The 24,029-nt window shown below is 40.3% G+C and carries 27 protein-coding genes; 2 read left to right on the top strand and 25 right to left on the bottom strand.

Annotation, left to right across the window (positions count from 1 at the left end; translation table 11 throughout):
• Positions 1 to 25: 25 nt before the first annotated feature.
• Positions 26 to 1,381 (bottom strand): 23S rRNA (uracil(1939)-C(5))-methyltransferase RlmD, encoded by a 1,356-nt coding sequence (rlmD, locus tag JJN14_RS02270; RefSeq protein WP_201058791.1) that lies wholly within the window; start codon positions 1,379 to 1,381, stop codon positions 26 to 28.
• A 37-nt stretch (positions 1,382 to 1,418) separates the two neighbouring features.
• Between rlmD and recX the strand changes: the two genes are divergently transcribed.
• A complete protein-coding gene (gene recX, locus JJN14_RS02265; protein ID WP_201058790.1) occupies positions 1,419 to 2,195 on the top strand; it encodes a recombination regulator RecX in 777 nt (258 codons plus the stop codon).
• Between the two features lie 88 nt (positions 2,196 to 2,283).
• On the top strand, positions 2,284 to 2,817 hold the full coding sequence (locus JJN14_RS02260; RefSeq protein WP_000775316.1) for a DUF402 domain-containing protein: 534 nt from the start codon (positions 2,284 to 2,286) through the stop codon (positions 2,815 to 2,817).
• Positions 2,818 to 2,886: 69 nt separating this feature from the next.
• Here the strand turns inward: JJN14_RS02260 and JJN14_RS02255 are convergent, their stop codons facing one another.
• The 24 genes from JJN14_RS02255 to rbfA all read right to left on the bottom strand — a co-directional run bounded on the left by JJN14_RS02255 (position 2,887) and on the right by rbfA (position 23,918).
• Positions 2,887 to 3,654: an epoxyqueuosine reductase QueH gene (locus JJN14_RS02255; RefSeq protein WP_000567569.1), complete on the bottom strand. Its 768-nt coding sequence runs from the start codon at positions 3,652 to 3,654 to the stop codon at positions 2,887 to 2,889.
• A 137-nt stretch (positions 3,655 to 3,791) separates the two neighbouring features.
• Positions 3,792 to 5,414, bottom strand: coding sequence for a chaperonin GroEL (groL, locus tag JJN14_RS02250; protein WP_201058789.1), 1,623 nt, complete (start codon positions 5,412 to 5,414; stop codon positions 3,792 to 3,794).
• 15 nt (positions 5,415 to 5,429) lie between these two features.
• Positions 5,430 to 5,714, bottom strand: a complete 285-nt coding sequence (gene groES / locus JJN14_RS02245; protein WP_033688179.1) for a co-chaperone GroES — start codon at positions 5,712 to 5,714, stop codon at positions 5,430 to 5,432.
• Positions 5,715 to 5,869: 155 nt separating this feature from the next.
• The gene (locus tag JJN14_RS02240; RefSeq protein WP_201058788.1) at positions 5,870 to 6,265 is read right to left on the bottom strand and encodes a single-stranded DNA-binding protein; all 396 of its coding nucleotides are present in this window, start codon (positions 6,263 to 6,265) and stop codon (positions 5,870 to 5,872) included.
• Between the two features lie 77 nt (positions 6,266 to 6,342).
• Positions 6,343 to 7,104, bottom strand: a complete 762-nt coding sequence (locus tag JJN14_RS02235; protein WP_201058787.1) for an SDR family NAD(P)-dependent oxidoreductase — start codon at positions 7,102 to 7,104, stop codon at positions 6,343 to 6,345.
• 41 nt (positions 7,105 to 7,145) lie between these two features.
• Positions 7,146 to 7,772 carry a YtpR family tRNA-binding protein gene (ytpR, locus tag JJN14_RS02230; protein WP_201058786.1) on the bottom strand — a complete coding sequence of 209 codons (627 nt, stop codon included), beginning with the start codon at positions 7,770 to 7,772 and terminating at the stop codon, positions 7,146 to 7,148.
• Positions 7,773 to 7,787: 15 nt separating this feature from the next.
• On the bottom strand, positions 7,788 to 8,105 hold the full coding sequence (locus tag JJN14_RS02225) for a thioredoxin family protein (protein WP_020900992.1): 318 nt from the start codon (positions 8,103 to 8,105) through the stop codon (positions 7,788 to 7,790).
• A complete protein-coding gene (locus tag JJN14_RS02220; RefSeq protein ID WP_201058785.1) occupies positions 8,102 to 8,401 on the bottom strand; it encodes a DUF4651 domain-containing protein in 300 nt (99 codons plus the stop codon). The genes JJN14_RS02225 and JJN14_RS02220 overlap by 4 nt, the downstream gene beginning before the upstream one ends.
• A 90-nt stretch (positions 8,402 to 8,491) precedes the next feature.
• A complete protein-coding gene (locus JJN14_RS02215; RefSeq protein WP_201058784.1) occupies positions 8,492 to 9,565 on the bottom strand; it encodes an N-acetylmuramoyl-L-alanine amidase family protein in 1,074 nt (357 codons plus the stop codon).
• Positions 9,566 to 9,684: 119 nt separating this feature from the next.
• Positions 9,685 to 11,292, bottom strand: coding sequence for a CTP synthase (locus JJN14_RS02210; RefSeq protein ID WP_049493610.1), 1,608 nt, complete (start codon positions 11,290 to 11,292; stop codon positions 9,685 to 9,687).
• Between the two features lie 236 nt (positions 11,293 to 11,528).
• The gene (gene rpoE, locus JJN14_RS02205; RefSeq protein WP_031227756.1) at positions 11,529 to 12,116 is read right to left on the bottom strand and encodes a DNA-directed RNA polymerase subunit delta; all 588 of its coding nucleotides are present in this window, start codon (positions 12,114 to 12,116) and stop codon (positions 11,529 to 11,531) included.
• A 235-nt stretch (positions 12,117 to 12,351) separates the two neighbouring features.
• Entirely contained in the window at positions 12,352 to 12,750 is a 399-nt protein-coding gene (locus tag JJN14_RS02200) for a hypothetical protein (RefSeq protein WP_033681356.1), read from the bottom strand.
• Positions 12,747 to 14,651 carry an ATP-binding protein gene (locus tag JJN14_RS02195; protein ID WP_201058783.1) on the bottom strand — a complete coding sequence of 635 codons (1,905 nt, stop codon included), beginning with the start codon at positions 14,649 to 14,651 and terminating at the stop codon, positions 12,747 to 12,749. Before JJN14_RS02195 ends, JJN14_RS02200 begins: the two co-directional genes overlap by 4 nt.
• Positions 14,641 to 15,699 (bottom strand): DNA cytosine methyltransferase, encoded by a 1,059-nt coding sequence (locus JJN14_RS02190; protein ID WP_201058782.1) that lies wholly within the window; start codon positions 15,697 to 15,699, stop codon positions 14,641 to 14,643. Before JJN14_RS02190 ends, JJN14_RS02195 begins: the two co-directional genes overlap by 11 nt.
• Positions 15,700 to 15,799: 100 nt before the next feature.
• Complete coding sequence (locus JJN14_RS02185; RefSeq protein ID WP_201058781.1) at positions 15,800 to 18,451, bottom strand: valine--tRNA ligase; 2,652 nt, start codon at positions 18,449 to 18,451, stop codon at positions 15,800 to 15,802.
• Positions 18,444 to 19,022, bottom strand: a complete 579-nt coding sequence (locus JJN14_RS02180; protein WP_201058780.1) for an AAA family ATPase — start codon at positions 19,020 to 19,022, stop codon at positions 18,444 to 18,446. The genes JJN14_RS02185 and JJN14_RS02180 overlap by 8 nt, the downstream gene beginning before the upstream one ends.
• On the bottom strand, positions 19,022 to 19,582 hold the full coding sequence (locus JJN14_RS02175; protein ID WP_201058779.1) for a GNAT family N-acetyltransferase: 561 nt from the start codon (positions 19,580 to 19,582) through the stop codon (positions 19,022 to 19,024). Before JJN14_RS02175 ends, JJN14_RS02180 begins: the two co-directional genes overlap by 1 nt.
• A complete protein-coding gene (locus JJN14_RS02170) occupies positions 19,569 to 20,147 on the bottom strand; it encodes a flavin reductase family protein (protein WP_201058778.1) in 579 nt (192 codons plus the stop codon). Before JJN14_RS02170 ends, JJN14_RS02175 begins: the two co-directional genes overlap by 14 nt.
• A gap of 281 nt (positions 20,148 to 20,428) precedes the next feature.
• Positions 20,429 to 20,824, bottom strand: a complete 396-nt coding sequence (locus JJN14_RS02165; protein ID WP_045605660.1) for a helicase — start codon at positions 20,822 to 20,824, stop codon at positions 20,429 to 20,431.
• Between the two features lie 95 nt (positions 20,825 to 20,919).
• Positions 20,920 to 21,174, bottom strand: coding sequence for a DUF1912 family protein (locus JJN14_RS02160; RefSeq protein ID WP_000119706.1), 255 nt, complete (start codon positions 21,172 to 21,174; stop codon positions 20,920 to 20,922).
• 9 nt (positions 21,175 to 21,183) lie between these two features.
• Positions 21,184 to 22,518: a DUF438 domain-containing protein gene (locus JJN14_RS02155; protein ID WP_201058777.1), complete on the bottom strand. Its 1,335-nt coding sequence runs from the start codon at positions 22,516 to 22,518 to the stop codon at positions 21,184 to 21,186.
• Positions 22,518 to 22,751, bottom strand: a complete 234-nt coding sequence (locus JJN14_RS02150; RefSeq protein WP_000368739.1) for a DUF1858 domain-containing protein — start codon at positions 22,749 to 22,751, stop codon at positions 22,518 to 22,520. The genes JJN14_RS02155 and JJN14_RS02150 overlap by 1 nt, the downstream gene beginning before the upstream one ends.
• Before the next feature lie 416 nt (positions 22,752 to 23,167).
• Positions 23,168 to 23,350 (bottom strand): hypothetical protein, encoded by a 183-nt coding sequence (locus tag JJN14_RS02145; protein WP_000522944.1) that lies wholly within the window; start codon positions 23,348 to 23,350, stop codon positions 23,168 to 23,170.
• A gap of 217 nt (positions 23,351 to 23,567) precedes the next feature.
• Complete coding sequence (gene rbfA, locus JJN14_RS02140) at positions 23,568 to 23,918, bottom strand: 30S ribosome-binding factor RbfA (protein ID WP_201058776.1); 351 nt, start codon at positions 23,916 to 23,918, stop codon at positions 23,568 to 23,570.
• Positions 23,919 to 24,029: the final 111 nt, after the last annotated feature.

The following is a 24,029-nucleotide window of genomic DNA, read 5'->3' as shown; positions in this document are numbered from 1 at the left end:
TTTTCTAACTTTGTCAACACCTTTTTTATCTTTTTTTAATTAATTTTACAACTGCTTCCGTTCGAGCTGTATGGGGGAACATATCGACCGACTGGATATAATGAAGATCATAGACTTCTACTAAGCGTACCAAATCACGAGCCAAGGTCGAAACATTACAAGAAATATAGACCATTTTTTCTGGTACATAGGTAAGAATTGTATCTAGTAACTTGTCATCTAGACCTGTACGTGGTGGGTCCACAATCAGAGCATCTGCTCGGTAGCCTTCCTTATACCAGCGAGGAATAATCTCTTCTGCCGTTCCAGCTTCATAATGAGTATTGTCAAATCCCATTCTTTTAGCATTTCGCTTGGCATCTTCAATAGCTTCTGGAATAATATCCATACCTCTGAGTGTTTTTACTTTCTTTGCAAAGGCAAAACCAATCGTTCCAACTCCACAATAAGCGTCAATCAAATGGTCTTCTTTATCAACATCCAGCGCTTTTACTGCCTCACTATAGAGGACTTCTGTCTGTTCAGGATTTAATTGATAGAAAGCTCGAGGGGATAGTGAAAATTCATAATCGAGAACACCTTCCTGAATACTCTCTTCTCCCCAGATAATCTCTGTCTTTTCACCATATATCTCACTTGTTTTAGCTGTATTTGTATTCACAGCGATTGTCACAATTTCTGGGAAATCTTTAACTAAGTCTTTTACTAGTTGGGTTAAATTAAGCTGACGGTTTGTAACAATAATAATCTGAACCTGTCCAGTCTTTCTTGCTCGTCGGACCATAATCGTCCTAACACCTAAAACTTTTCTCTCATCCGTAATTGGAATCAGGTGATAAGTAAGTAATTCTGCTAGGCGATTAGCAATCACTTGGGTTTCCTTGTCTTGTACCAGGCAGTCTTTCAACTCTACTAAATAGTGAGAGTTTTGTGCATATAAGCCCGCCTTGACCTGATTTTTAAATTTTCGAGTCTGAAATTGCAACTTAGCTCGGTAATATTTTGGTTCCTGCATTCCAATAGTTGTACGAATTTCATAGTTTTCATATCCAGCAGGGGCGAATTTTTTCAGTGCTTGGTGAAGTAGGTCCGTCTTGAACTCTAGCTGCTTATCATAATGCAGGTGCATGATTTGGCAACCTCCGCACTCATTGTAAATAGTACAAGCTGGCACAACTCGAAATTTAGACTTCTTATTAACCTTTAGTAATTTTGCTTCAACAAAGTTGCGTTTAATAGAAGTAATCTGACAATAGATATCTTCACCTTTGAGTGCTCCAGGTACAAAGACTAATGTTTTTTGATAAAAGCCGATTCCCTCACCATTAATTCCCATGCGCTTGATTTTTAATGGTATTTTTTGTTTCACTTTCAGATTCATACCCCTATCTTATCACATTTTGAGTTATAATAGAACTATGAAAATCACAAAACTTGAAAAGAAAAAAAGACTCTATCTAATGGAGCTTGATAATAACGACAAATGCTACATTACTGAAGATACAATTGTTCGTTTTATGTTATCGAGAGATAAGGTGATAAGCGAAGAGGAATTAAAGGAGATTCAGGACTTTGCTCAATTTTCTTATGGTAAGAATCTAGCACTCTACCACCTATCCTTTAAAGCACGCACTGAAAAAGAGGTTAGAGAATATCTGAAAAAATACGATATTGATGAGAACATAATTTCTCAAGTCATTGCTAATCTTAAAGAAGATAAGTGGATTAATGATAGCCAGTACGCTTATGCTATCATCAATGCCAATCAACTTTCAGGAGACAAGGGGCCTTATGTACTGACTCAGAAATTAGTACAAAAAGGAATTTCAAAATCTACTATAGAAGAAATCTTGAATGATTTTGATTTTTCGAAAGTTGCGCAACGTGTAGCCAATAAACTATTGAAAAAATATGAGGGAACGCTTCCAGCTCGTGCCTTGCAAGATAAGATTATCCAGAACTTGACCAACAAGGGATTCTCTTACTCTGATGCTAAAAGTGCCTTTGACGAGTTGGATAGTCAAGTTGACCAAGAAACTACTCAAGAACTCATCTTCAAGGAACTTGATAAGCAATATGCCAAGTATGCCCGAAAATATGAAGGATACGAACTTAAACAGCGTTTAACTCAAGTTTTAGCACGAAAGGGCTACGATTTTTCGGATATAGCAAGCGCTCTCAGAGAATATCTTTAATATTTTCATGTAAAATTCACAGATTTTAGGCAATTTTATGGTACAATAGTAAACGATAAACTTATAAATTGTAGAAAGTTGGTTAGTTATGAAGCTTCCAAAAGAAGGCGACTTTATTACAATTCAAAGTTATAAGCATGATGGGAGTCTCCACCGAACTTGGCGGGACACCATGGTACTAAAAACAACAGAAAACGCCATTATTGGTGTCAACGATCATACACTTGTTACCGAAAGTGATGGTCGTCGTTGGGTCACTCGAGAACCGGCTATTGTTTACTTTCACAAGAAATATTGGTTTAATATCATTGCCATGATTCGCGATAATGGAATTTCCTACTATTGCAATATGGCTAGCCCCTACTATCTGGATGAAGAAGCACTGAAGTATATTGATTACGATTTGGATGTTAAAATTTTTACAGATGGGGAAAAACGTCTCTTGGACGTTGAGGAGTATGAGCGTCACAAACGCAAAATGAATTATTCTGATGACTTGGACTACATTTTAAAAGAACATGTCAAAATTCTTGTTGATTGGATTAACAATGGACGAGGTCCTTTCTCAGAAGCCTATGTAAACATTTGGTACAAGCGCTATGTAGAACTAAAGAATCGGTAAAGTTGTCAAACTAGGGTGAAAGCCCTGGTTTTTTATTTGAAAAACCCAGCTTTTCAGCTGGGTTGGTCTCTATATATCTAATTTCGTAACAGTAAATTTGATGTGGGAATAGTCTTTTTCAACATCCTTATCAAGCATGAACGCTGTGGCGTCCTTCTTAACTTGAACCAGGTCAATATTCTGCGCCTGAGCTGCATAGACGCATCCACAATAACATTGACGGTAGATGTCATACTCTTCACACATCTCTACTGAACGTTTGTATCCTTGATTTTTCTTGAAATCACTTGGAAGATAGTGGGTTGTATAAATTTTTTGCACATCGATTCCAATGCTGTTAATGGTTTGAGAATTCTTATGAGGACTGATGGTCAAAGCTGAACCAAAGTAGTCAAAGCCCAAATCCATAGCCACTTGCGCTGTCTTATCCAGTCGGTAGTCAAAGCAAACCTTGCAACGGTCACCACCTTCTGGTTCTTCTTCCAGTCCTCTGACTAACTTACGGTATTCATTTGGTTCGTAGGGAGCTTCTAGATACTGAACCGTATTTCCTGTTCGCTCATTGAAATCACTGACAAATTTCTTGGTAACATAGGCACGCTTATGGTATTCTGCCTTGGGATGGATATTGGAATTGGCAAAATAGATGGTCACATCAGCGTATTTGGTCAAATATTCTAGTGTATAGGTACTACAAGGGGCACAGCAAACATGCATGAGAATGGTTGGCCGTTGCTCATTTTTCTCCCATACTTGTACCATCTTCTGCATGACACGGTCATAATTAATCTTCTGATTGGGGTTCATCTTGCTCAGAATTTCTTCTACATCGATCATGTTCTTCTCCTTTTTCTAGTCTTATTTTATCATATAAGTTAAGAGAGCTCAAATCAATTTAGAAGTGAATAGCATAAAAAGGAGGGATAGGCATTCCCTCCTTTTGTGTTTTTTATAAGTTGTTTTCTATAGAAATCTTACATCATACCGCCCATCATACTTGGATCCATTGCTGGAGCTGGGGCTGCGGGTTCTGGTTTATTGGCCACGACTGCTTCTGTAGTCAAAATCAAGCTGGCTACAGATGCTGCATTTTGTAAGGCTGAACGGCTCACTTTAACTGGATCAATGATTCCTTGATCAATCATATTAACCCACTCACCAGTTGCTGCGTTGAAGCCTGTACCAACTTCAGCATTTTTCAAACGATCGATAACGATTGAACCTTCGAATCCTGCATTGTGGGCGATCTGACGAACAGGTTCTTCCAAAGCGCGGAGAACAATATTGCGGCCTGTTGCTTCGTCTCCTGTCAATTCCAAATCAGCCACGGCTGGGATAACATTTACAAGGGCTGTTCCACCACCTGCAACGATTCCTTCTTCAACAGCTGCACGAGTAGCGTTGAGGGCATCTTCAATGCGGAGTTTCATTTCTTTCAACTCAGTTTCAGTTGCGGCTCCGACCTTAATAACCGCCACACCACCTGACAATTTTGCCAAGCGTTCTTGCAATTTTTCACGGTCAAACTCAGAAGTTGTGGTTTCGATTTGAGACTTGATAACCGCAACACGGTGAGAAATCGCTTCAGGATTTCCAGCACCTTCTACAATAACAGTGCTATCTTTGTCCACAGTTACTCTCGCTGCTTGACCAAGAGCTTCAATTGTCGCATCTTTCAACTCAAGACCAAGGTCTTCTGTGATAACTGTTCCACCTGTTAAGATGGCGATATCTTCAAGCATTGCTTTACGACGGTCACCAAAACCAGGTGCCTTGACTGCTACCACGTTGAAGGTTCCACGAATCTTGTTCAATACAAGGGTTGGAAGAGCTTCACCATCCACATCATCCGCAATAATCAAGAGTGGACGATTGCTTTGGAGAATGCTTTCGAGGAGTGGCAAGATTTCTTGGATATTTGAAATCTTCTTGTCTGTAATCAAGATATATGGATTTTCAAGGTCAGCCACCATTTTTTCGCTATCTGTTACCATGTACTGTGAAAGATAACCGCGGTCAAACTGCATTCCTTCCACAACTTCAAGTTCTGTTTCCATACCACGTGACTCTTCAATGGTGATAACTCCGTCTTTACCAACTTTTTCCATGGCTTCCGAAATATATTCACCAACTTTTTCAGAACGAGAAGACACGGCAGCAACCTGAGCAATAGCTTCTTTATTGGCAACTGGGATAGCATTATTTTTCAAGGCTTCTACTGCTGTGGCAACTGCTGCTTCAATCCCACGACGAATGCCGATTGGATTTGCGCCTGCTGTGACATTTTTGATTCCTTCACGGACGATCGCTTGAGTCAAAACAGTTGCAGTTGTAGTCCCGTCACCTGCGATATCATTGGTTTTCGAAGCCACTTCTGATACCAATTTGGCACCCATATTTTCAAAATGATCTTCCAACTCGATTTCTTTGGCAATGGTCACACCGTCATTGGTGATGAGGGGTGAACCGAATGATTTTTCAAGAACGACATTACGACCTTTTGGTCCTAAGGTTACTTTAACAGTGTCTGCAAGGATATCGACACCACGGACCATAGCTGAACGAGCATCAGATGAAAATTTAATTTCTTTTGACATACTTACTTTCTCCTTCTATTCTTCAATGATAGCCAAAATGTTCGCTTCGCCAACGATGATGTACTTTTCATCGCCGTCTTTGACATCGAGACCTGCGTGAGCTTCAACTAAGACACGATCTCCAGCTTTAACGCTTGGAGCCACCAAGTCACCATTCAAGGTACGAACACCTTGTCCAGTAGCCACAACTTGGGCTGTTTTTGTTTTTTCTTGAGCTGAACCTGCAAGGACAAATCCTCCAACAGTTTGTTCTTTTTCTTCTACTTTTAAGACCACACGGTCTCCTAATGGTTTCAACATCTGTTTTCCTCCATGATGAGATAGATATTATTAGCACTCTTTATAGATGAGTGCTAATTTATAGTTCTATTGTATCACTTGGTCAGAAATAGTCAAGAAAAAAGTCTGACTTTCTCAAGATAAAAAGCCTGAGACTAACTCAGACTTTTTAATGCTTAAAATGGTAGTTCTTCCTCTTCCAAAACCAAGTCCGCTAGGTCTTGACCTGCGTTATTTTCACGCATGGCACGTTGGGCACGACTTTCCAAGAGTTGGAATCCTGTAACAAGTACTTCGGTCACATAATTCATCTGGCCATTTTTCTCAAAACGACGGGTACGTAATTCTCCATCCACTGAAATGAGACTTCCTCTGGTTGCGTAGCTTGCCAAAGTTTCTGCTAGTCTACCCCATAAAACCATATTAACAAAATCAGCTTCACGTTCACCATTTTGGTCTTTATATCGACGGTTAACAGCAATAGTTGCTCGTGCTACTGACTTGTCATTGCTGGTTTTGTGCAATTCTGGTGTAGACGTTAAACGTCCAATTAGGATAACTTTATTATACATATTTTCTTCCTCCTACTTATCTATTCGTAGGAAATTAAAAAAAGTTACAGAAATTTGTAACTTTTTGAGGAAATTTTTTAGTTTTTATGAACCATGAAACCTGTCGCCTGTTGATTGGCCATAATGGTCATATCTGTAATTTGCACACGACGAGGTTGACTGGTCACATAGACTACTGTGTCTGCAATATCCTTAGCTTGCAAAGCTTCGATTCCCTGATAGACCGCCTCAGCACGCTCTTTGTCACCATGAAAACGAACTGTAGAGAAATCTGTTTCGACAATTCCAGGCTGAATGGTTGTCACCTTGATATCCGTTGCGATGGTATCAATTCGCAGTCCATCTGAAAAGGTTTTAACTGCCGCCTTGGTTGCTGAGTAAACAGCGGCTCCCGCATAAGCATAGATTCCTGCGGTTGACCCCATATTGATAATATGACCCTGATTGGCTTTTACCATTGCTGGCAAGAAACAGCGAGTAACTGCCATCAAACCTTTGACATTGGTATCCAACATGGTCAGCATATCCAACTCCTCATAGTCTTGATAGGGAGCCAAGCCAAGAGCTAGTCCAGCATTATTGACCAGAATATCAATCTGCCCTATCGTTTCTAGAATATCAGAGCAGACAGTCTTGACCATGGTCATATCCGTCACATCCAGTGGAAAGGTCCAAACTGTTTGATTTGGATAGGTTGCTGCAAACTCTGACTTGAGAGCCTCTAATCTGTCTGTCCGTCGCCCTGTTAGAACGACATTCTCCCCCTGCTCCAGATAAGCACGCGCAATCGCTTCACCAATTCCAGATGTCGCCCCTGTAATCACTACATTTTTTGCCATCTTATTTCCTTCTCTCTGGTCTATCAGATACTGACAATTTCTTAGGCAGTCCAGTGTTTAGCTGGGGCGAATAGTGTTCCGACAACCTGGTCTTCTGATAATTCAATAACTCCACGTTTTTGCGGAGCATTTGGCAAGGCAAGTTCACGAGGGCTGCACATCATGCCAAAACTCTTTTCGCCACGAAGTTCGCCTGGGAAAATGAGATTGCCTTTGGGCATCATAGCTCCAGGAAGAGCCACAATGGTTTTCAGACCGACACGCGCATTAGGAGCCCCTGCAACGATTTGTACTGTCTTGTCACTTGCGACTGCAACTTGGCAGATGTTGAGGTGGTCACTATCTGGATGAGCTACCATCTCGACAATCTCACCAACAACAAACTTAGGTTCCTTATCATTGACAATTTCTTCTGCAAAACCTTCCGCCTGTAATTCTTGGTTCAAACGAGCGGCTTGCTCATCTGATAAAAAGACTTGACCGCGCTCTGCAATTTCAAATAAACTTGAAACTTCGAAAATATTCCAAGCTACTGTTTCCCCATTCTCTTTTAGAAAAACATGGGCTACATTTCCTTTGCGTTCCACATCCAGTTTGGCATCTCCACTGTTTTTCACGATGACCATAAGGACATCACCGACATGTTCTTTGTTATATGTAAAAATCATTGTTTCCTTTTTCTCCTATTTCAATCCTGCTAAAAAGTCATTAATTTGTTGCTTGCTTTTACGGTCACGATTAACAAAACGGCCGATTTCCTTGTCCTTTTCTAGAACAACAAGGCTAGGGATTCCATAAACATCCCAAAGTTTGGCCAAATCCATATATTGGTCTCGGTCCACTCGAATAAAAGTGAACTCAGGATTGGCCTCCTCAATTTCTGGCAAGGCAGGATAGATATAACGACAATCGCCACACCAGTCCGCCACAAAAAGAAAGACCTTCTTGCCATCTTTTTCTACTAAAGATGCCAATTCTTCTAAACTTGCTGGTTGTATCATAAGACTTCCTCCTCATAGACCAGGTCTTCATTTTCATAGACAAAGGTATAATGACGGCCATCCTCAAAAATGACGCCGCCAACCAAGCTCTCCAGACTGCTTTCATAAACTTGAACATAGAGGGTCGCAATTTCCCCCATGTCGGCAAAATGGTCTCGTACAATCGTTGTCAACTCTTCCTGAGTCTTCCTGAGCTTGCGGTCATCTGCAACTTTTTTCGTAGCAAGGGCAAGGCTCCCAATACCAAGCAGAGCCAGACCTGCCATCCACATTTTTTTAGCTTTCATACCATTCATTTTAACACAAAAAAGGCTTTAGGACAAATGAGGAAGCAACAGAAAAGCAAGTAAAAAGCCTCTTCCTTAAAGGAAAAGGACTTCTTATTCTTATTGCCAAGCGCCTGAGTTGCCAACATAGTAACCATCTGGTGTGTAGGTATTGCGAAGCATCTTACCTGATGAAGCTAGATAATACCACTTGCCTTTATCTTTGACCCAATCATTCGCTAGCATGGCACCAGAAGAACTTACATAATACCATTCTCCCTTATCATAAACCCAAGCGCTTGCTTTCATAGCTCCTGAAGTTGATAAATAGTACCACTTGCCTTGGTCATAAAGCCAGTCACCAGCAATCATAGCTCCTGATGATTTAAAGGCATACCAGTTGCTACCTTGATAAAGCCAAGTTTGATTGAACATGACTCCTTTATCGTTCATAAAGTACCAAGTTCCCTTGTCCTTAACCCAATCGTTCTGCACTAACTGGCCTTGTTTTTGATAGTACCAGTTTTGGTCTGATCTTAGCCAGCTTTCTGCTTTCACAATCGGATAAAGTTCTTTGAAAGATCCTCCATCATATTTATGACTAATAGACTTTTGTTTTTCAAGTTTCAACTCACCATTGTCATAGTCTGCCCAAGCAAATACTTTTTGACCATTGACAGTCTCTGGTAAGGTAGCAGTGTAAGTCTTGGTTTGATAATCCCATTTAGCATCGAGGTAAGTGTATTGATCATTTGATTCTTCAATACGGTAGTAACCTCTCTTTCCACTATCATTATGAATATCATCCACAACTTTCGTTGACCAGATCTTGACTTCATTTCCGCTCTTGGCTTCTACCTTGATATCTCCTCTATAGCCATATGGAACATAGAAATTAAGATAACGCCCTTCTACGCCAATCATAGACTTGTCCTTTTCTTGACCTAGGAAATTGACAGTCTGATCTTGACCATTGAGACTAACCGTCCACTCGATTTTCTCGGTTTTTTGCAAATCCAATACTTTAATATCCACTTCATGGCCATTATTAAATCGGAGAATCTTGCCATCTTGATACTGAACTCCACATTTAACAACCCATTCTTCTTTTAGCTCGAATGCCTGACCTGAATGAGGAAAAGCCAGTAAAGCTAGGCCTGCTAGAGACAAACCAAATAGTGTGATTTTTTTCATTGTAAATCCTCCTTAACTTTTGTTATGTTAATTATATCACTATGTTTTTAATTTGCAAATATTATCCTAAATATGCAATCAAAAAACCTCTGAGATTCTTCTCAAAGGTTTTGATTTAACTAATTACTGTTCTCAACAGCTGCAGTGACAAAAGCAGTGTAGAGTTCTTCTGGGCGGTTTGGACGACTTGACAGTTCAGGGTGATACTGACACGCTACAAAGAATTTATTTTCAGGAATTTCTACGATTTCTACCAAGCGATTGTCTGGAGAAACTCCTGAAAAGACAAAGCCTGCTGCCTCAAACTGCTCACGGAAGGCATTGTTAAACTCATAACGGTGACGGTGACGGCGTTGCACCACTTCTTGATTGTGATAAGCAGCCGCTGCCTTAGAGCCACGTTTCAACTTAGATGGATAAAGTCCCAAGCGAAGGGTTCCTCCCATATCCTCAACGTCAATCTGATCACGCATGATATCAATGATAGGGTATTTTGTTTCTGGTGCAAGCTCTGCAGAATTGGCACCTTCGAGTCCTAAAACGTGACGAGCAAACTCAATACAAGTCAGCTGCATTCCCAAGCAAACACCTAACATTGGAACATCATTTTCACGCGCATAGCGGATGGCTTGGATTTTTCCTTCCGTACCACGTTGGCCAAAACCACCTGGTACGATGATTCCGTCCGCATCAGACAAAAGCTCTGCCACATTCTCTGCTGTCACATCATTGGCATTGATCCAATTGATTTTAACTTCTGCGTCATTTGCATAACCAGAGTGTTTCAAAGCTTCAACCACAGAGATGTAGGCATCTTGCAACTCCACATACTTACCGACAAGGGAAATTTTAACTTGTTTTTTCAGGTTCATGACCTTGTCCACCATAGCTGACCACTCTGTCATATCCGCTACTGGTGCGTCTAATTTCAAGTGGTCACAGACAATTTGGTCCATACCTTGCGCCTGCAAGTTCAATGGAATTTGGTAAAGGTGTTCAACATCCAACGATTCGATAACGGCTTCTGGGGCCACATCACAGAACTGAGCTAGTTTATTTTTAATTCCTTGACCAGCTGGTTGTTCTGTACGAATCACCAACATATTTGGTTGGATTCCTAAACCACGCAATTCTTTTACAGAGTGCTGGGTTGGTTTGGTTTTCATTTCACCAGCAGCCTTAAGGTAAGGAAGCAAGGTTGTATGGATGTACATAACATTATCCGCACCAACATCTGCCTTCATCTGACGAAGAGCCTCTAGGAATGGCAAGGACTCGATATCTCCTACTGTTCCACCAACCTCTGTGATAATGACATCAGAGTCTGTCGTTACAGCGGCACGCTTGATTTTCTCTTTCAAAGCATCTGTGATATGAGGAATAACCTGAACAGTTGCCCCAAGGTATTCTCCACGGCGTTCCTTACGAAGAACTTCACTGTATATTTTACCAGTTGTCACGTTGGAATATTTGTTGAGATTGATATCGATGAAACGTTCATAGTGGCCTAAGTCCAAATCTGTCTCAGCTCCATCATCTGTCACAAAAACTTCCCCGTGCTGATAAGGGCTCATAGTCCCCGGATCGATATTGATATAAGGGTCAAACTTTTGAATGGTTACTTTGAGACCACGATTTTTCAAGAGACGTCCCAGACTCGCTGCGACAATCCCTTTCCCAATAGACGATACCACACCACCAGTTACAAAAATATATTTCGTTGACATAGATTCCTCTTTCTAAAATGCTCAAGGCCTTGTTAACTACGAGGGGACATAGAAAACAAGACCCTACTAATAAGAATAATCTGGGACGACTGCACCAGATTCACAACTAAAATACAAGAAGATAACTTCTTGAAAAAACAAAAATAGCTCCCTAAGAACTAGGGAGCCCCGACCTCTAAAAGAGGTGCCCGAACAATATGATACCTAAAAATAGAACAATTGTCAATAGCTAACTTTTATTCCTCGATGTTTTCAGAATCATCGTCTGAAAACTCGTCGTCTTCTTCGTTAAGATCTACGTCTTCACCCAAGTCATCTGGGGCAATTTCGTTGATTTCTGCATCGTAAGCTTCCACTTCATTTTTCTCATCATCTGGATTTTCATCATCGTATGAAAGAGCTGGATCGGCTTCGTATGCATCTTCGTCTTCTGGATCATCCGCATTGTAGTCAATAGCATCTGAATCGCCATCCATGAAGGCATTGACACGTTTTTTCTTAGCTTTTGGTGCTACTTCATCGTCGTCATTTTCCTCAAGAGCGATGATTTCTTCGTCGATTTCGTCCACACCATACCATGAACGAAGACCCCATTTGTTGTCTCCAAGTGAGATGAAGCTACCGTCAAAGTTCAACTCTGTGTAGAACAAAGGCAAAGCTTCGCGGATATCGCTGTTTGATGTTCCAAGGTAGTTTTGAATTTCGTTTACAAGATCGCTAAAATGCATCTCATGATCGCGACCACGAAGTTCCAAGATAGCACGCGCTACCTCAATCATAGATAGTTCACTTTTTTCTTGCCCAGCAAATACTTCTAATTCCAAAGCGTTTCTCCTCATTTATACTACTATCGCCAGAGCGAACAGACTCTGACCTCATTTTATCATTTACTCTTTATTTTACGATAATTTTGCTGAATAGTCAAAGGTTAAGGGGGAGAAAGTAACAGGACTTTTGATTTTTTGCTACCCAGCCGATGGAGTCAATTAGTGGGATAAATTAAAAATAGATAAACAAACTAGATTCGATACATAGTAAGTTGTTTTCTAATTCTCATCGCTAATTCCCATTGCATAGAAGTAATAACGTAATCAACAGAAGAGGCAGATATATCATTATTTCTGATACCGAAAACAAGGAACTATAAAATTTAACCTTGGCTTTGTATTGTATAATATTCATTGACAAATCTGATTCTTCAGTCACGTTAACTATTATATCGTTATATAATTTTCTAAAAAGACGTTCTTGCCATAAATAGTATGAATCTAAGACCCAAAAAAATATTATTGGAATAAGATAAATAATCATATTATTTCTAAAATTATCTTTTTGTAAAAAAACAAATAATCCAACTAATACTGTAATAGTCCAACCCTTAATTGCAAATGAATTTTGCGCCATCCGACTAATCGTTGACTGAACTATATCTATGTGTTTTAATTTTGATTCTTTCATAGTATTATCTCCCTATTATTTATTTTGCAATCAAATGAACTTTCATCAATAATAACTCCATTATTATTTTCAAAATAATTCCTATTTTCTTCAAAAGACCTAATCTCTTTATTAAACATTGAGCAAATAGAATCTACCAACGCATACAAAACTCTAAAGTGATTTTCTGTTGTAAACGCTCTGTTGTCTTCTTTATCTAAATAAATACTAGGATACGTGCTGGAGATATTCAAAGGCGGTTCAGGATTGGTTTTTCCAGCTTTAATAATTCCATGCTTAGTCTTAACAACCCAACCGGCTCCTATCTCCTGTAAAACCCCAGGTCTTTTAGAAGAACTGTCAGAGTATACATATAGCACATAAATTTCTTTCTTTGAATAACTCTTAATAAAAAATTCTCTAAGATATTCGAAAACATCTAGTCCATATGGCACAACTGAATTGTAACTAGGATCACTTGTATAAATAATTTCATCTGAAGAGAATCCATTCAACAATAATAAGCCATATAAAATATTGTTTAATAGCTGATCACTTCTAGTATGACTAATTAAAATTTTTCTACTATCTTGATCTGTCGCGATTTTTTTAATTCCCAAATCTGTAAAAATCTTTTCTGCATCTCTTTTGTTAAAACTCTGAGTTTGGATAACCTTTTCCATATACTCAATTGACGTCTCTACCTTTTTAGATAACAGTTCCTCTTCTTTTATTTTTTTCTCCTTTTTACTTTTTTCAGAATTTTTATTTTTAGCTTTAATTGCCTTTTCTTTCAATTGTAAAACTTGGGTAAGGAGCTTTTTAGCCTCTGCAAGGAAAATTTGAAATCTGATATCATCAGTTTTATACCCTTGCCTGTTGCTTAATGCCATGTCAGGTAAATTAGTTTCCTCAAATTCATCAACATACAATTGACCTACAACATAAACTTCATTCAGTCGATTTTGTCCAATTTCGTTTAATATATTAAATTGACCCAGTTTTCCATTTGAATAAATCGCTAGAAAATTATCAGGAAAATCCGAAGATTCTTTTGCTTTTAATCCTCTGGTTGTATGGTATGTCCCAATCCAACCTTCTATCTTCAATTCTCTATTTTCTTGCTCTCCCTGATTGTTATTTATTTTATAAGAAAGAGTTCGAGGTGGTTCTTTTTTCAGATTATTTTTTGCATACTTTGGTGCAGCCTTTTCAAATTTATCTAAAATAGTATACTTATCCTCTCCTAACAACAATAGAGAATCTAACGATGTCGCCAATGAATCCACGAAATTATCTAATTTTTTATTAATACCATCTTTTCCCTTGATATGGAGTACAAATGGATTTTTAGGATTTGAACTTAACTGAGGGAAAAACTTAGCTAGATTATTTTTTACTGTTATTGTCGTAGCAGGTAGATTAAATTCAGAATTCAACATCTCAATCCTAGTTCCTGACTCAGAAATATTTGAAAATGTGATTTCTGATTCTAAGATTGGACGAAGTTTACCATCTTTGGGGACATTTCTTGTTAAGACAAAACCAGATAATTCACCATTTGATTTAGTTTTTACATTAACCTCAGTTGAAACAGCCAAAGCCGCAAGTTTACCTATTCCTTTTCTTCCCATTTTTGGCCTGTGAAATTTCTTACTTTTAGCATCTATGTCACTCACTCTCGTAGTTTTTGCAACCTCAAGATATCTATTTAAAGTTTCATCATAAGTCATTCCTTGACCATCGTCTTCAATAATAATAGAATCTCCAGATAAATCTACCCAAACATTTTCCGCATCAGCATCATAGCTATTAGCAATTAACTCAGCTAAAATATAATAAATATTTGTATATAAACTTGGTCCCAATAATTCCAATATTTCTGGGCTTATCCGAATAGGGTACTCTTTTTCAAAAGTCATTTATTTCCTCCAAATGTCTAAGTATACTCTTACCAATCACTTCTCCTAATTTTGGAGGTACTGCATTACCTATTTGTAATGCCACTTGAGATATTGGATAATTACTTCCTTTTTCAGGATTTACAAACTTATAATTTAATGGGAAAGTCTGTAAAAGTGCTCCTTCACGTAGACTTAAAGCCCTATCTTGTTCCGGATGACCAAATCTTCCGTTCCCTATTCCAGGAAACTGAGTAGTAATAGTATTAGCTGGTTTATCCCATTCTAAACGACCATAAACTGAACTAAATGACTTTCCACTCTCTTTCTTATATGCTTCTAAAAGAAGCTCATCATCCCAATCTCTCCATGTTCCTCCTGGTTTAGATTGTCTAATTCTTCTTAAGTTTAAATCTGACAAATTTCTACTTCTATGTAGTGGATCATGTTCATGAGTCTCCCCTGCTTTTATTTCAGGTAGTTTTCCTATAGTATCCCTCAGAGTAATATAAGTGTCGGAATCGAACTCTGGTTCAATAAATGAAATATCTCCAAATTTTGATGCAAGCAAAAGTAACCGTTTTCTCATTTGTGGTACTCCATAGTCTGGAGCATATGCTACTCTATAACTAACCTTATAGCCATTCTTTTTCAATAGGCTTTGAAAACGATGGAATACTTCTCTTTTTTGAATTTGCGGAACATTTTCCATTGACACAATATCTGGTTTTACAAGTTCAACTTGTTTACCAAAACAATCCAAAAGGTCCATCTTCTTTATTGTATTCTTATTATTCTGATATTTATGACTGTACGTTGAAAATGGTTGACAAGGAGCACAGCCAATCAGTACTTTTATGTCAGTATCTGATGGATATAACCCTAAAATTTCATCGTCTTCAATTGCCTTAATATCCTTTAAAATAAATTTTGCATCATTGTTGTACTCGTAAGCAAACTTACTTTTTTCATCAATATCATACCCAGCCACAACATTGATACCTGCCTGCTGAATGCCATACGTTAGACCGCCTACACCGCAAAATAAATCGACTGCATTTATTTTCATATCGGCCTCCCTTTTTGTTTTTACCCTTAATTCTACCATAAATCAACTAAAAAAGCAGTTCTGATATTAGCTTAATTATCAGAATCTGCTTAATGTTTATTTATTTAACGAGTTTCTTCATCTCATCAATACGTGCTACAGTCGCGTCGTATTTAGCTTGATAGTCAGCTTGTTTGTCGCGTTCTTTTTGGACGACTTCTGGTTTGGCATTGGCTACGAAGCGTTCGTTAGAGAGTTTCTTACCGACCATATCCAGTTCTTTTTGCCATTTAGCCCGTTCCTTGTCGAGACGAGCCAGTTCTTCTTCTACATTGAGGAGGTCTGCCAGTGGCAAGTAGATTTCTGCTCCTGTGATGACGCTTGACATAGCGAGTTCAGGTGCAGGGATGGTTGATGCGATTTCCAAGTGTTCTGGATTTGTGAAACGTTTGATGTAGTTGACATTGCTGTTAAAGAAGGCTTCCAAGTCGCTATCACTGGTCTTAACAAGGATTGTGATAGGCTTGCTTGGAGCTACATTTACTTCCGCACGCGCATTACGAACAGCACGAATCAAGTCTTTGAGACTTTCCACACCAGTGTGGGCAACAAGGTCTTCAAAGGCTGGGTTGACAGTTGGGTATTCTGCTGTAACGATAGAGCCTTCTGAGATTTGTCCAAAGATTTCCTCTGTCACAAATGGCATGATTGGGTGAAGGAGACGAAGGATCTTGTCCAAAGTGTATAGGAGAACAGAACGTGTGATGACTTTCTCTCCTTCGTTATCGCTATAAAGGACTTCCTTGGTCAACTCAACGTACCAGTCCGCAAACTCATCCCAGATAAAGTTATAGAGGATGTGGCCAGCCACACCAAACTCAAACTTGTCAAAGTTTTCAGTAACTTTGCCTATCGTTTCGTTGAGATTGTGGAGGATCCAGCGGTCAGTAACGTTTCCAGCTTCCTTGTTAGCAACTTTTTCCACATTAGCCGTTGCTTGCTCAAGAGTCAAGCCTTCATTGTTCATGAGAATGTAGCGAGAGATGTTCCAAATCTTGTTAATGAAGTTCCATGAAGCATCCATTTTCTCGTAAGAGAAGCGCACGTCTTGCCCTGGTGCTGAACCGTTTGAAAGGAACCAACGAAGGGCATCGGCACCGTATTTCTCGATAACATCCATCGGGTCAATCCCGTTACCAAGAGATTTAGACATCTTGCGTCCTTGCTCGTCACGGATAAGACCGTGGATAAGGACGTTTTGGAACGGCTGACGACCAGTGAATTCTAAGGATTGGAAGATCATACGAGACACCCAGAAGAAGATGATATCGTAACCTGTTACCAAGGTTGAAGTTGGGAAGTAACGTTTGAAGTCTTCTGAGTCGACATCAGGCCAGCCCATAGTTGAGAATGGCCAAAGGGCAGAACTGAACCACGTATCCAAGACATCTTCGTCCTGAGTCCATCCGTCACCTTCTGGTGCTTCTTCACCGACATACATTTCACCCTCAGCATTGTACCAAGCAGGGATTTGGTGACCCCACCAGAGCTGACGAGAGATTACCCAGTCGTGAACATTTTCCATCCATTGAAGGAAGGTATCGTTGAAACGAGGTGGGTAGAATTCAACTTTGTCTTCTGTGTCTTGGTTGGCAATAGCGTTCTTAGCCAATTGGTCCATCTTGACGAACCATTGCGTAGACAAGCGTGGCTCAACCACAACACCTGTACGCTCTGAGTGGCCAACACTGTGGACACGTTTTTCGATTTTGACGAGGGCACCGATTTCTTCCAACTTGGCAACGACTGCCTTACGAGCTTCAAAACGGTCCATACCTGCAAATTCGAATGCTAAGTCATTCATAGTACCGTCGTCGTTCATAACATTGACTTGTGGCAAGTTGTGACGTTGACCAACCAAGAAGTCGTTTGGATCATGGGCAGGCGTGATTTTAACAACACCAGTACCAAACTCGGGATCGGCATGTTCGTCTGCAACGATTGGGATTAGTTTATTAGCGATTGGAAGGATGACGTTTTTTCCAATCAAGTCCTTGTAGCGTGGATCTTCTGGATTGACCGCAACGGCAACGTCCCCAAACATGGTCTCAGGACGAGTTGTCGCAACTTCAAGGGCGCGTGAGCCGTCTTCTAGCATGTAGTTCATGTGGTAGAAGGCACCTTCCACGTCCTTATGAATCACCTCGATATCAGAAAGGGCTGTGCGAGCTGCTGGGTCCCAGTTGATGATGAATTCACCACGGTAGATCCAACCTTTCTTGTAAAGGTCCACAAAGACCTTACGAACCGCTTTTGACAAACCTTCATCAAGCGTGAAACGCTCACGAGAGTAGTCTACAGAGAGCCCCATCTTGCCCCATTGTTCCTTGATAGTAGTGGCATACTCGTCTTTCCATTCCCAGACCTTGTCGAGGAATTTTTCACGACCTAGGTCATAACGCGTAATACCCTCACCACGTAAGCGCTCCTCAACCTTAGCTTGAGTGGCAATACCAGCGTGGTCCATACCCGGAAGCCAAAGCGTATCAAAACCTTGCATGCGTTTTTGACGGATGATAATATCCTGCAAAGTCGTATCCCAAGCGTGACCAAGGTGAAGCTTACCAGTTACATTTGGTGGTGGAATCACGATTGAATAAGGCTTAGCCTTTTGATCGCCTGAAGGCTTGAAAACATCCGCATCAAGCCATTTTTGGTAACGACCAGCCTCAACCTCGGCTGGATTGTATTTAGGTGAAAGTTCTTTAGACATATGTTTGTCCTTTCTCTATTGTATTCATTTTATCTTGAATCTGCTTAGCAACCTCTTCTGCCGACAGATTCGTATTATTTATTTTAAGGTAGTGGTGCAACTCATTCGGTTGATGTTGGGAATTTAATTGAAGTGTTTCAGCGGTCTCTAAAATTTCTCTTTCAGATACCTCAATATGTCGTTTTAAGGGTTTGTGCTTTAATCGATTCTCCGTTCGATTTCGATGTAAGCGCTCCTCAAGACTTGTTTCCAACTCCACAAAAAGAATCTCTTGATGATAGTCATCCAACAAATCCTGAATTTGCTTCAAATACAGCAACTGGTACTGATTTGAAAAATCAATTACGTCTGTTAAAATCACAGATCGCTGATTCCTAGCACTTGCTCCAAGGAAAGAAAAGGTAATTCCACGAACAAATTCCCACATTTCCTCTGTAAAGTCCTGATAGATTTCTAGTGCAAAATCGATGGCTTGATGGTTATAAAAGAGGGTAGCATCTGTCAGTCGAGATAACTCTTGACCAATCGTCATTTTCCCAGAAGCCGGAGCCCCAATGATGAAAAGATGCATCAAATCACCTCCCACTCACTTCTCAGCAAACCATATATCAGACTGTCACAGCGGTTCCCTTGAACATCTTTACGGTCTCGGATACGAGCTTCGAGGGTAAATCCAAGCTTTTCTGCGACTCGTTGACTTTGGACATTATAACCAAAACAAGTCAGTTCAATCTTGTGAATACCCAATTCTTGAAAGCCTAGGTCAATCAAGGCACGTGCTGCTTCTGGTACATAGCCTCTGCCCCAATAGTCTGGGTGTAAGGTATAGCCGAGCTCAAGAACATCATCTTCGTGACGGTGATTGAAGTCAACAGAACCAATGACTTTATCAGTTCCCTTGACAACAATTCCATAACCAGCTGGGAGATTTTCCTTTTGATTGCGCTCAGGAAGGATATTCTCTAGATAGTAAATCTCATCTTCCAAGGTCTTGACGGGTGGAAAGCCTGCTGGGTAAGAGACTTCCGAACGACTAGCATAGTCAAAGATATCCTCAGCATCCGCCACAGTACGGACTCGTAAAACGAGACGTTCTGTTTCTAATCGTTCTGGTAATTCAGCTCTTGCCATCCTTTTTCCTCGCTTCCTTGATAAAGCTTCCCATGGGATTGACTCGGTCATCTAGATAACGATAAACGCGCTGGTGACCATCCCCCATAAAGTAAGTCGGTGAAAAAAGGTCATTTTTAAAATGCCCTTTCTCATCCAAGAGTTCAGAATCAGCAAGTCGCTCGATAATCTTGGCAAAGATATGACAGATTCCATCTTCCTCGATAATCCGATCTACCTGACAGTCCAATACGACTGGACAAGCCTCTAAAATCGGAGACTGAGTCTGTTCAGAAATCTCGTAGTCTAGCCCTAGGTGTTTCAATTTCTCTCGATGACTGATAAAACCAGCCTGCTCCATCTCGAGCATGAGATTTTCATCAGGAATATTCACAGTAAACTTCTGGTAATGCTTGATTTGCTCAGCCGCATTTTCCTCAGCTCCGATACCGATGACTAGCCAATCTCCCAAGCTATAAGAGGAACTGCAGGTCGTGATATTCTGCTCAAAGTTCTGGTCCTGATACCCCAAAATGAAAATAGGAAAACCATAGTAGAGTTTACTTGTTTTAAAAGATTGCTTCATAACAACCCCCTTTGACTAAGACGCAAAAGAAAAGCCCTGCCATCTACATGACAGGGACGAATGTGTTATCCGCGGTACCACCCAATTTCGGGCAGAGCCCGCAACTCTCGTCTTTAAAACAAAAAGACACTTTTATTTCAATTTTTCATCCATTAGCAACTAGTTTTGACACATTTGTGGACTTCTCAGCACCGCCACTTTCTGTAAAATGTGGGATTCAAAACACCTCTAATGGCTCTATTGTAGCAAGATTTTTTTGGAAATGCAAGGCACAAGAAAAATTACTTGAACTTGATGCCATTTTCTTTCAATTTCTTGATGGTAGCTGGACCGATTCCTTTCAAGGCAAGGAGTTCTTTTTCAGTCCAGTTTTTGAAATCTGAAGCAGACTTGATTCCTTCATCATAGAAGGTCTTAGCACGGTCAAGTGGGAGTCCACCCAAGTTTGCTGCAAAATCTTCTACAGAATTGGCTACTTTTTGAGCTTGCTCTTTGGTAGCTTCGACTGCTTGTTCAACTTTTTTAGAAACAGCCTTACCAGCTTGGCTTGCTGACTTCTCAGCACGTTTTACGACTTTTTTTGTCTCTTCTACAACCTTAGTCACAGTACTTGAAAAAGCACCTGCACGACGGAGGCTATTTCGTAATTGTTTTTTACGATTGAGTTTCTTTGACATGATAAAATCCTTTCAATAAAAAACCCCTGCTCTGACAAGGATTTAATATAAATATTCTATCAAGATTTTAGTAAAAAATCAAGAATCTATCTCGTTTAATAATTTCGCTCACCGAATAAGCCATCTGGCAAATCATGGAATCCCTTGCCTGCTTTGAAGTTTTCAAACTTACCAAGCAAGAACTGATAAGCATCCAAGCGGCTTTCGTAGCGAATCATGGCATCTTTGGCACGCTCGTCCTGGTCTTCTTCGTAGACTTTTTGGCTTTCCTTGTGCGCCATGTCGTTGATCATGATTTGGGTATTGACCCAGGCTTCAAATTCCTTCATAAATTCTTGTTCGTAACTCATTTTTTCTCCTTATTCTAATACACGGAAATAGTCCGTATCAATCTCACGGTAGGGTTGAATATCCTGAACGTATTCCAACACACCTTGGAATTCTCCCTCTTCATCGTGCACTGCAGCGTAGGTGATGTGGACAAACTTACCTCGCGACTCAGACTTGAACCACATTTCATACTTATCTTTGCTTCCTTCACGAAGCCCCTTCATGATGGTCTTGACCTTGTCCAAGTACTTAGGTGGATGGCAGAGTTCGACATTACGCCCGACTTGGGACGGTGTCCGTTTGAAAATCATCTCATCAGCTGGCGCATTGTCATTGTAATACTGGAAAATATCGTCTTTATTGACAAAGGTAATCTCCATGGGGAGGTGATTGAGGATGAGATTGGCCTGCTCGACTGAAAGATAGCCATTGCCAAAAGCCTGCTGACTATGACGGTCCAGCACTGTTTCCTTTTCCTTAGGGGTAAAGGTAATGGTGAACTGTCCTTCTGGCGTATCGATAACTTGCTGAACTTGTCCTTCTGCCGTATCTAGCTGTACAGACTCCTCTGCACTCTTTTCCTCAACAAAACTTTGACGTTCTGGCACCCATTTTTCTGACGGACGGATGATAGCATAGCCATAGGCATCGCTCTCCTCCGCAATCTGAAGCCAGTCATCCTGAGTAAAGGACTCAAGGAGAATCATGAGAAGGATGGACTCTTCCTTGAAAATCATACTTTCAAACTCTGTCGCAAAGGCTTCAAAAGCTTCTTTTACGCTGCTAATTAACACTTCTGGTAGTGACTTGGCTGTCATTAGAGCTGTTTGAAAGAGTTCCCTGATCTGATCATCCACTCCCCACATAACTTTTGGGGGCGAATCGTGACCATAGCGCTCCATGATGGGAAAAAAGAGCTCTTCCTTACGCTGGTAGTGGATGTCAAATTGCCCCACAAGTCCCATCTGACGGACCAAACCCTTGCGCATCTCCACCAGCATTTCCTCATCTTCCATATACTCATAGGTATCTAACAATCTACGAATGCGAATCAAGGCCGCACGGAGGGCCAGATTTTCTTCTTTGAAGACGCGAACTGGGTGACCAGGATGCTCGGTATCTGCAACTTCGACACCCTTAACAGCATTTTTAAAAAGATTGGCATGGACATCGCAGAGTTCCATAACATCTTCAAAGGTGACACCTGAGTCTGAGTTCATCAGCTCGTGCTCCATAAGGGAAATCTCGATGGCCGAAACACCTGTAAAGGTCGCATCAAAGCGCTCCTGAACCGACTCAGGAGAGGCGCCATTGTGCAATTCTAACAAAATATCCCGTAGGATATGAATCCGTTCATCTGCCATTAGTCTAATCCAATCACTTCGTAGCCGTTCGCTTCTAGTGTGCGGACAATCTTGTCCATAGGAGTTCCTTCAAGCTTAGAACCCTGTTTGAGCGATACCTTGCGACCGACTGTATTGCGCATTAAGGGATTAGCAAGGGGTTTAAAACCAAGCTCCACTAGGATTTCCAAGACTTCTGGATGCTTATCCACCACTTCTGCAACAGGAATTGACACATCGATGATATTGTCCATGACGACCTCCATGTATGTTCTAATACTCTTCAAAAATCTCTTCAAACCACGTCAGCGTCGCCTTACCGTAGGTATGTTTACTGACTTCGTCAGTTCTATCCACAACCTCAAAACACTATTTTGAGCAACTTGCGGCTAGCTTCCTAGTTTGCTCTTTGATTTTCATTGAGTATAAAATGATTTTACTGCTTATATTATACCATATGGAAAGAGATTAAAAAACTAGCAGTACAAGACTTGCTAGTTCTCTGAGATTTGAATTACGGACTAAAAAAGTTTAAAGAGCCAATCCAATAGCTTAAATAATAGCTTGTAAAACAGCAATTGGACTGCAAAAGAGATGATCATCCACAGGAATTTCATAATTCCAATAATCGGTTTAATAAAAAGAATGGCAAGAAATCCCCAGAAAAATTTCATTTTTTATCCTCTGGCTTGATGAGCCACCGAGCCGTATCCATTAACTTGTCTGCAATAAAGAGTTTCCCAAAACCGACAACGGCATGGTCATCTTTCTTTATCGTTTTCATTACTTTTACACCTTGCATGGTCAAAAAGTAATTCCCGTAAGTTTTAGCAAGAGTTTTTATGAGTCCCATATTATCTTCCCTCGTTTAACTACACTTTCAAAATATTAACGATACCAGTCTTGCTGGCTATTGCTGAAAAATCGTTTCATCTCACTCTTCTCATTTCCTATAATATCATACAAGCTAAATTTTATAAAGCTTTTTAATAATGTTTAACTCTGGAAAGATTCCTCCAGCATGTTTTATTGCCTTTTCCTCCACCAAAAAAGAGGGTTACCCCTCCTTCTTAGTACTTATCCAGATTGCGTAGCATTTCGTCAATCTTGTTTCCATATTCGATGGATTCGTCTTTGACGAAGGTCAAATCTGGGATTTTGTACAATTTCAAATTACGACCAAGTTCACGTTTGATGGTACCAGTTGCTTTTTCAAGCCCGATTTGGGCTTTTTGATTATCTGAAGCAAGGTTACTCAAAATGGTGTAGTAAACCTTGGCAACAGACAAGTCCCCCAGCATCTGAACATCTGTGATGGTCACGCCTTGGACACGCGGATCACGGACTTTCTTTTGCAAAATCTCATTGACTTCACGCTTGATTTCCATGCCCACACGATCTGTACGGAAATGATTTGCCATGATATTCCTTTCTCTACTTTGAACCAAAAGCTAGGCCAGCAGACCTAGCTATTTTTAAACTTATTGATTTTCATTTCAAATTGAAACGAAGTTCAATTTGAAATCATCCGC

Origin of the sequence: Streptococcus mitis, from assembly GCF_016658865.1 — a bacterium.
GTDB lineage: Bacteria > Bacillota > Bacilli > Lactobacillales > Streptococcaceae > Streptococcus > Streptococcus mitis_BT.
Note: the sequence above shows the minus strand (reverse complement) of the source record. Positions and strands in the feature narration are given on the sequence as shown.

What these genes read in the sequence shown, in the direction of transcription:
- rlmD (WP_201058791.1), bottom strand. Translation starts at nt 1,381, where the DNA reads ATGAATCTGAAAGTGAAACAAAAAATACCATTAAAAATCAAGCGCATG.
- recX (WP_201058790.1), top strand. Translation starts at nt 1,419, where the DNA reads ATGAAAATCACAAAACTTGAAAAGAAAAAAAGACTCTATCTAATGGAG.
- JJN14_RS02260 (WP_000775316.1), top strand. Translation starts at nt 2,284, where the DNA reads ATGAAGCTTCCAAAAGAAGGCGACTTTATTACAATTCAAAGTTATAAG.
- JJN14_RS02255 (WP_000567569.1), bottom strand. Translation starts at nt 3,654, where the DNA reads ATGATCGATGTAGAAGAAATTCTGAGCAAGATGAACCCCAATCAGAAG.
- groL (WP_201058789.1), bottom strand. Translation starts at nt 5,414, where the DNA reads ATGTCAAAAGAAATTAAATTTTCATCTGATGCTCGTTCAGCTATGGTC.
- groES (WP_033688179.1), bottom strand. Translation starts at nt 5,714, where the DNA reads ATGTTGAAACCATTAGGAGACCGTGTGGTCTTAAAAGTAGAAGAAAAA.
- JJN14_RS02240 (WP_201058788.1), bottom strand. Translation starts at nt 6,265, where the DNA reads ATGTATAATAAAGTTATCCTAATTGGACGTTTAACGTCTACACCAGAA.
- JJN14_RS02235 (WP_201058787.1), bottom strand. Translation starts at nt 7,104, where the DNA reads ATGGCAAAAAATGTAGTGATTACAGGGGCGACATCTGGAATTGGTGAA.
- ytpR (WP_201058786.1), bottom strand. Translation starts at nt 7,772, where the DNA reads ATGATTTTTACATATAACAAAGAACATGTCGGTGATGTCCTTATGGTC.
- JJN14_RS02225 (WP_020900992.1), bottom strand. Translation starts at nt 8,105, where the DNA reads ATGATACAACCAGCAAGTTTAGAAGAATTGGCATCTTTAGTAGAAAAA.
- JJN14_RS02220 (WP_201058785.1), bottom strand. Translation starts at nt 8,401, where the DNA reads ATGAATGGTATGAAAGCTAAAAAAATGTGGATGGCAGGTCTGGCTCTG.
- JJN14_RS02215 (WP_201058784.1), bottom strand. Translation starts at nt 9,565, where the DNA reads ATGAAAAAAATCACACTATTTGGTTTGTCTCTAGCAGGCCTAGCTTTA.
- JJN14_RS02210 (WP_049493610.1), bottom strand. Translation starts at nt 11,292, where the DNA reads ATGTCAACGAAATATATTTTTGTAACTGGTGGTGTGGTATCGTCTATT.
- JJN14_RS02200 (WP_033681356.1), bottom strand. Translation starts at nt 12,750, where the DNA reads ATGAAAGAATCAAAATTAAAACACATAGATATAGTTCAGTCAACGATT.
- JJN14_RS02195 (WP_201058783.1), bottom strand. Translation starts at nt 14,651, where the DNA reads ATGACTTTTGAAAAAGAGTACCCTATTCGGATAAGCCCAGAAATATTG.
- JJN14_RS02190 (WP_201058782.1), bottom strand. Translation starts at nt 15,699, where the DNA reads ATGAAAATAAATGCAGTCGATTTATTTTGCGGTGTAGGCGGTCTAACG.
- JJN14_RS02185 (WP_201058781.1), bottom strand. Translation starts at nt 18,451, where the DNA reads ATGTCTAAAGAACTTTCACCTAAATACAATCCAGCCGAGGTTGAGGCT.
- JJN14_RS02180 (WP_201058780.1), bottom strand. Translation starts at nt 19,022, where the DNA reads ATGCATCTTTTCATCATTGGGGCTCCGGCTTCTGGGAAAATGACGATT.
- JJN14_RS02175 (WP_201058779.1), bottom strand. Translation starts at nt 19,582, where the DNA reads ATGGCAAGAGCTGAATTACCAGAACGATTAGAAACAGAACGTCTCGTT.
- JJN14_RS02170 (WP_201058778.1), bottom strand. Translation starts at nt 20,147, where the DNA reads ATGAAGCAATCTTTTAAAACAAGTAAACTCTACTATGGTTTTCCTATT.
- JJN14_RS02165 (WP_045605660.1), bottom strand. Translation starts at nt 20,824, where the DNA reads ATGTCAAAGAAACTCAATCGTAAAAAACAATTACGAAATAGCCTCCGT.
- JJN14_RS02160 (WP_000119706.1), bottom strand. Translation starts at nt 21,174, where the DNA reads ATGAGTTACGAACAAGAATTTATGAAGGAATTTGAAGCCTGGGTCAAT.
- JJN14_RS02155 (WP_201058777.1), bottom strand. Translation starts at nt 22,518, where the DNA reads ATGGCAGATGAACGGATTCATATCCTACGGGATATTTTGTTAGAATTG.
- JJN14_RS02150 (WP_000368739.1), bottom strand. Translation starts at nt 22,751, where the DNA reads ATGGACAATATCATCGATGTGTCAATTCCTGTTGCAGAAGTGGTGGAT.
- JJN14_RS02145 (WP_000522944.1), bottom strand. Translation starts at nt 23,350, where the DNA reads ATGGGACTCATAAAAACTCTTGCTAAAACTTACGGGAATTACTTTTTG.
- rbfA (WP_201058776.1), bottom strand. Translation starts at nt 23,918, where the DNA reads ATGGCAAATCATTTCCGTACAGATCGTGTGGGCATGGAAATCAAGCGT.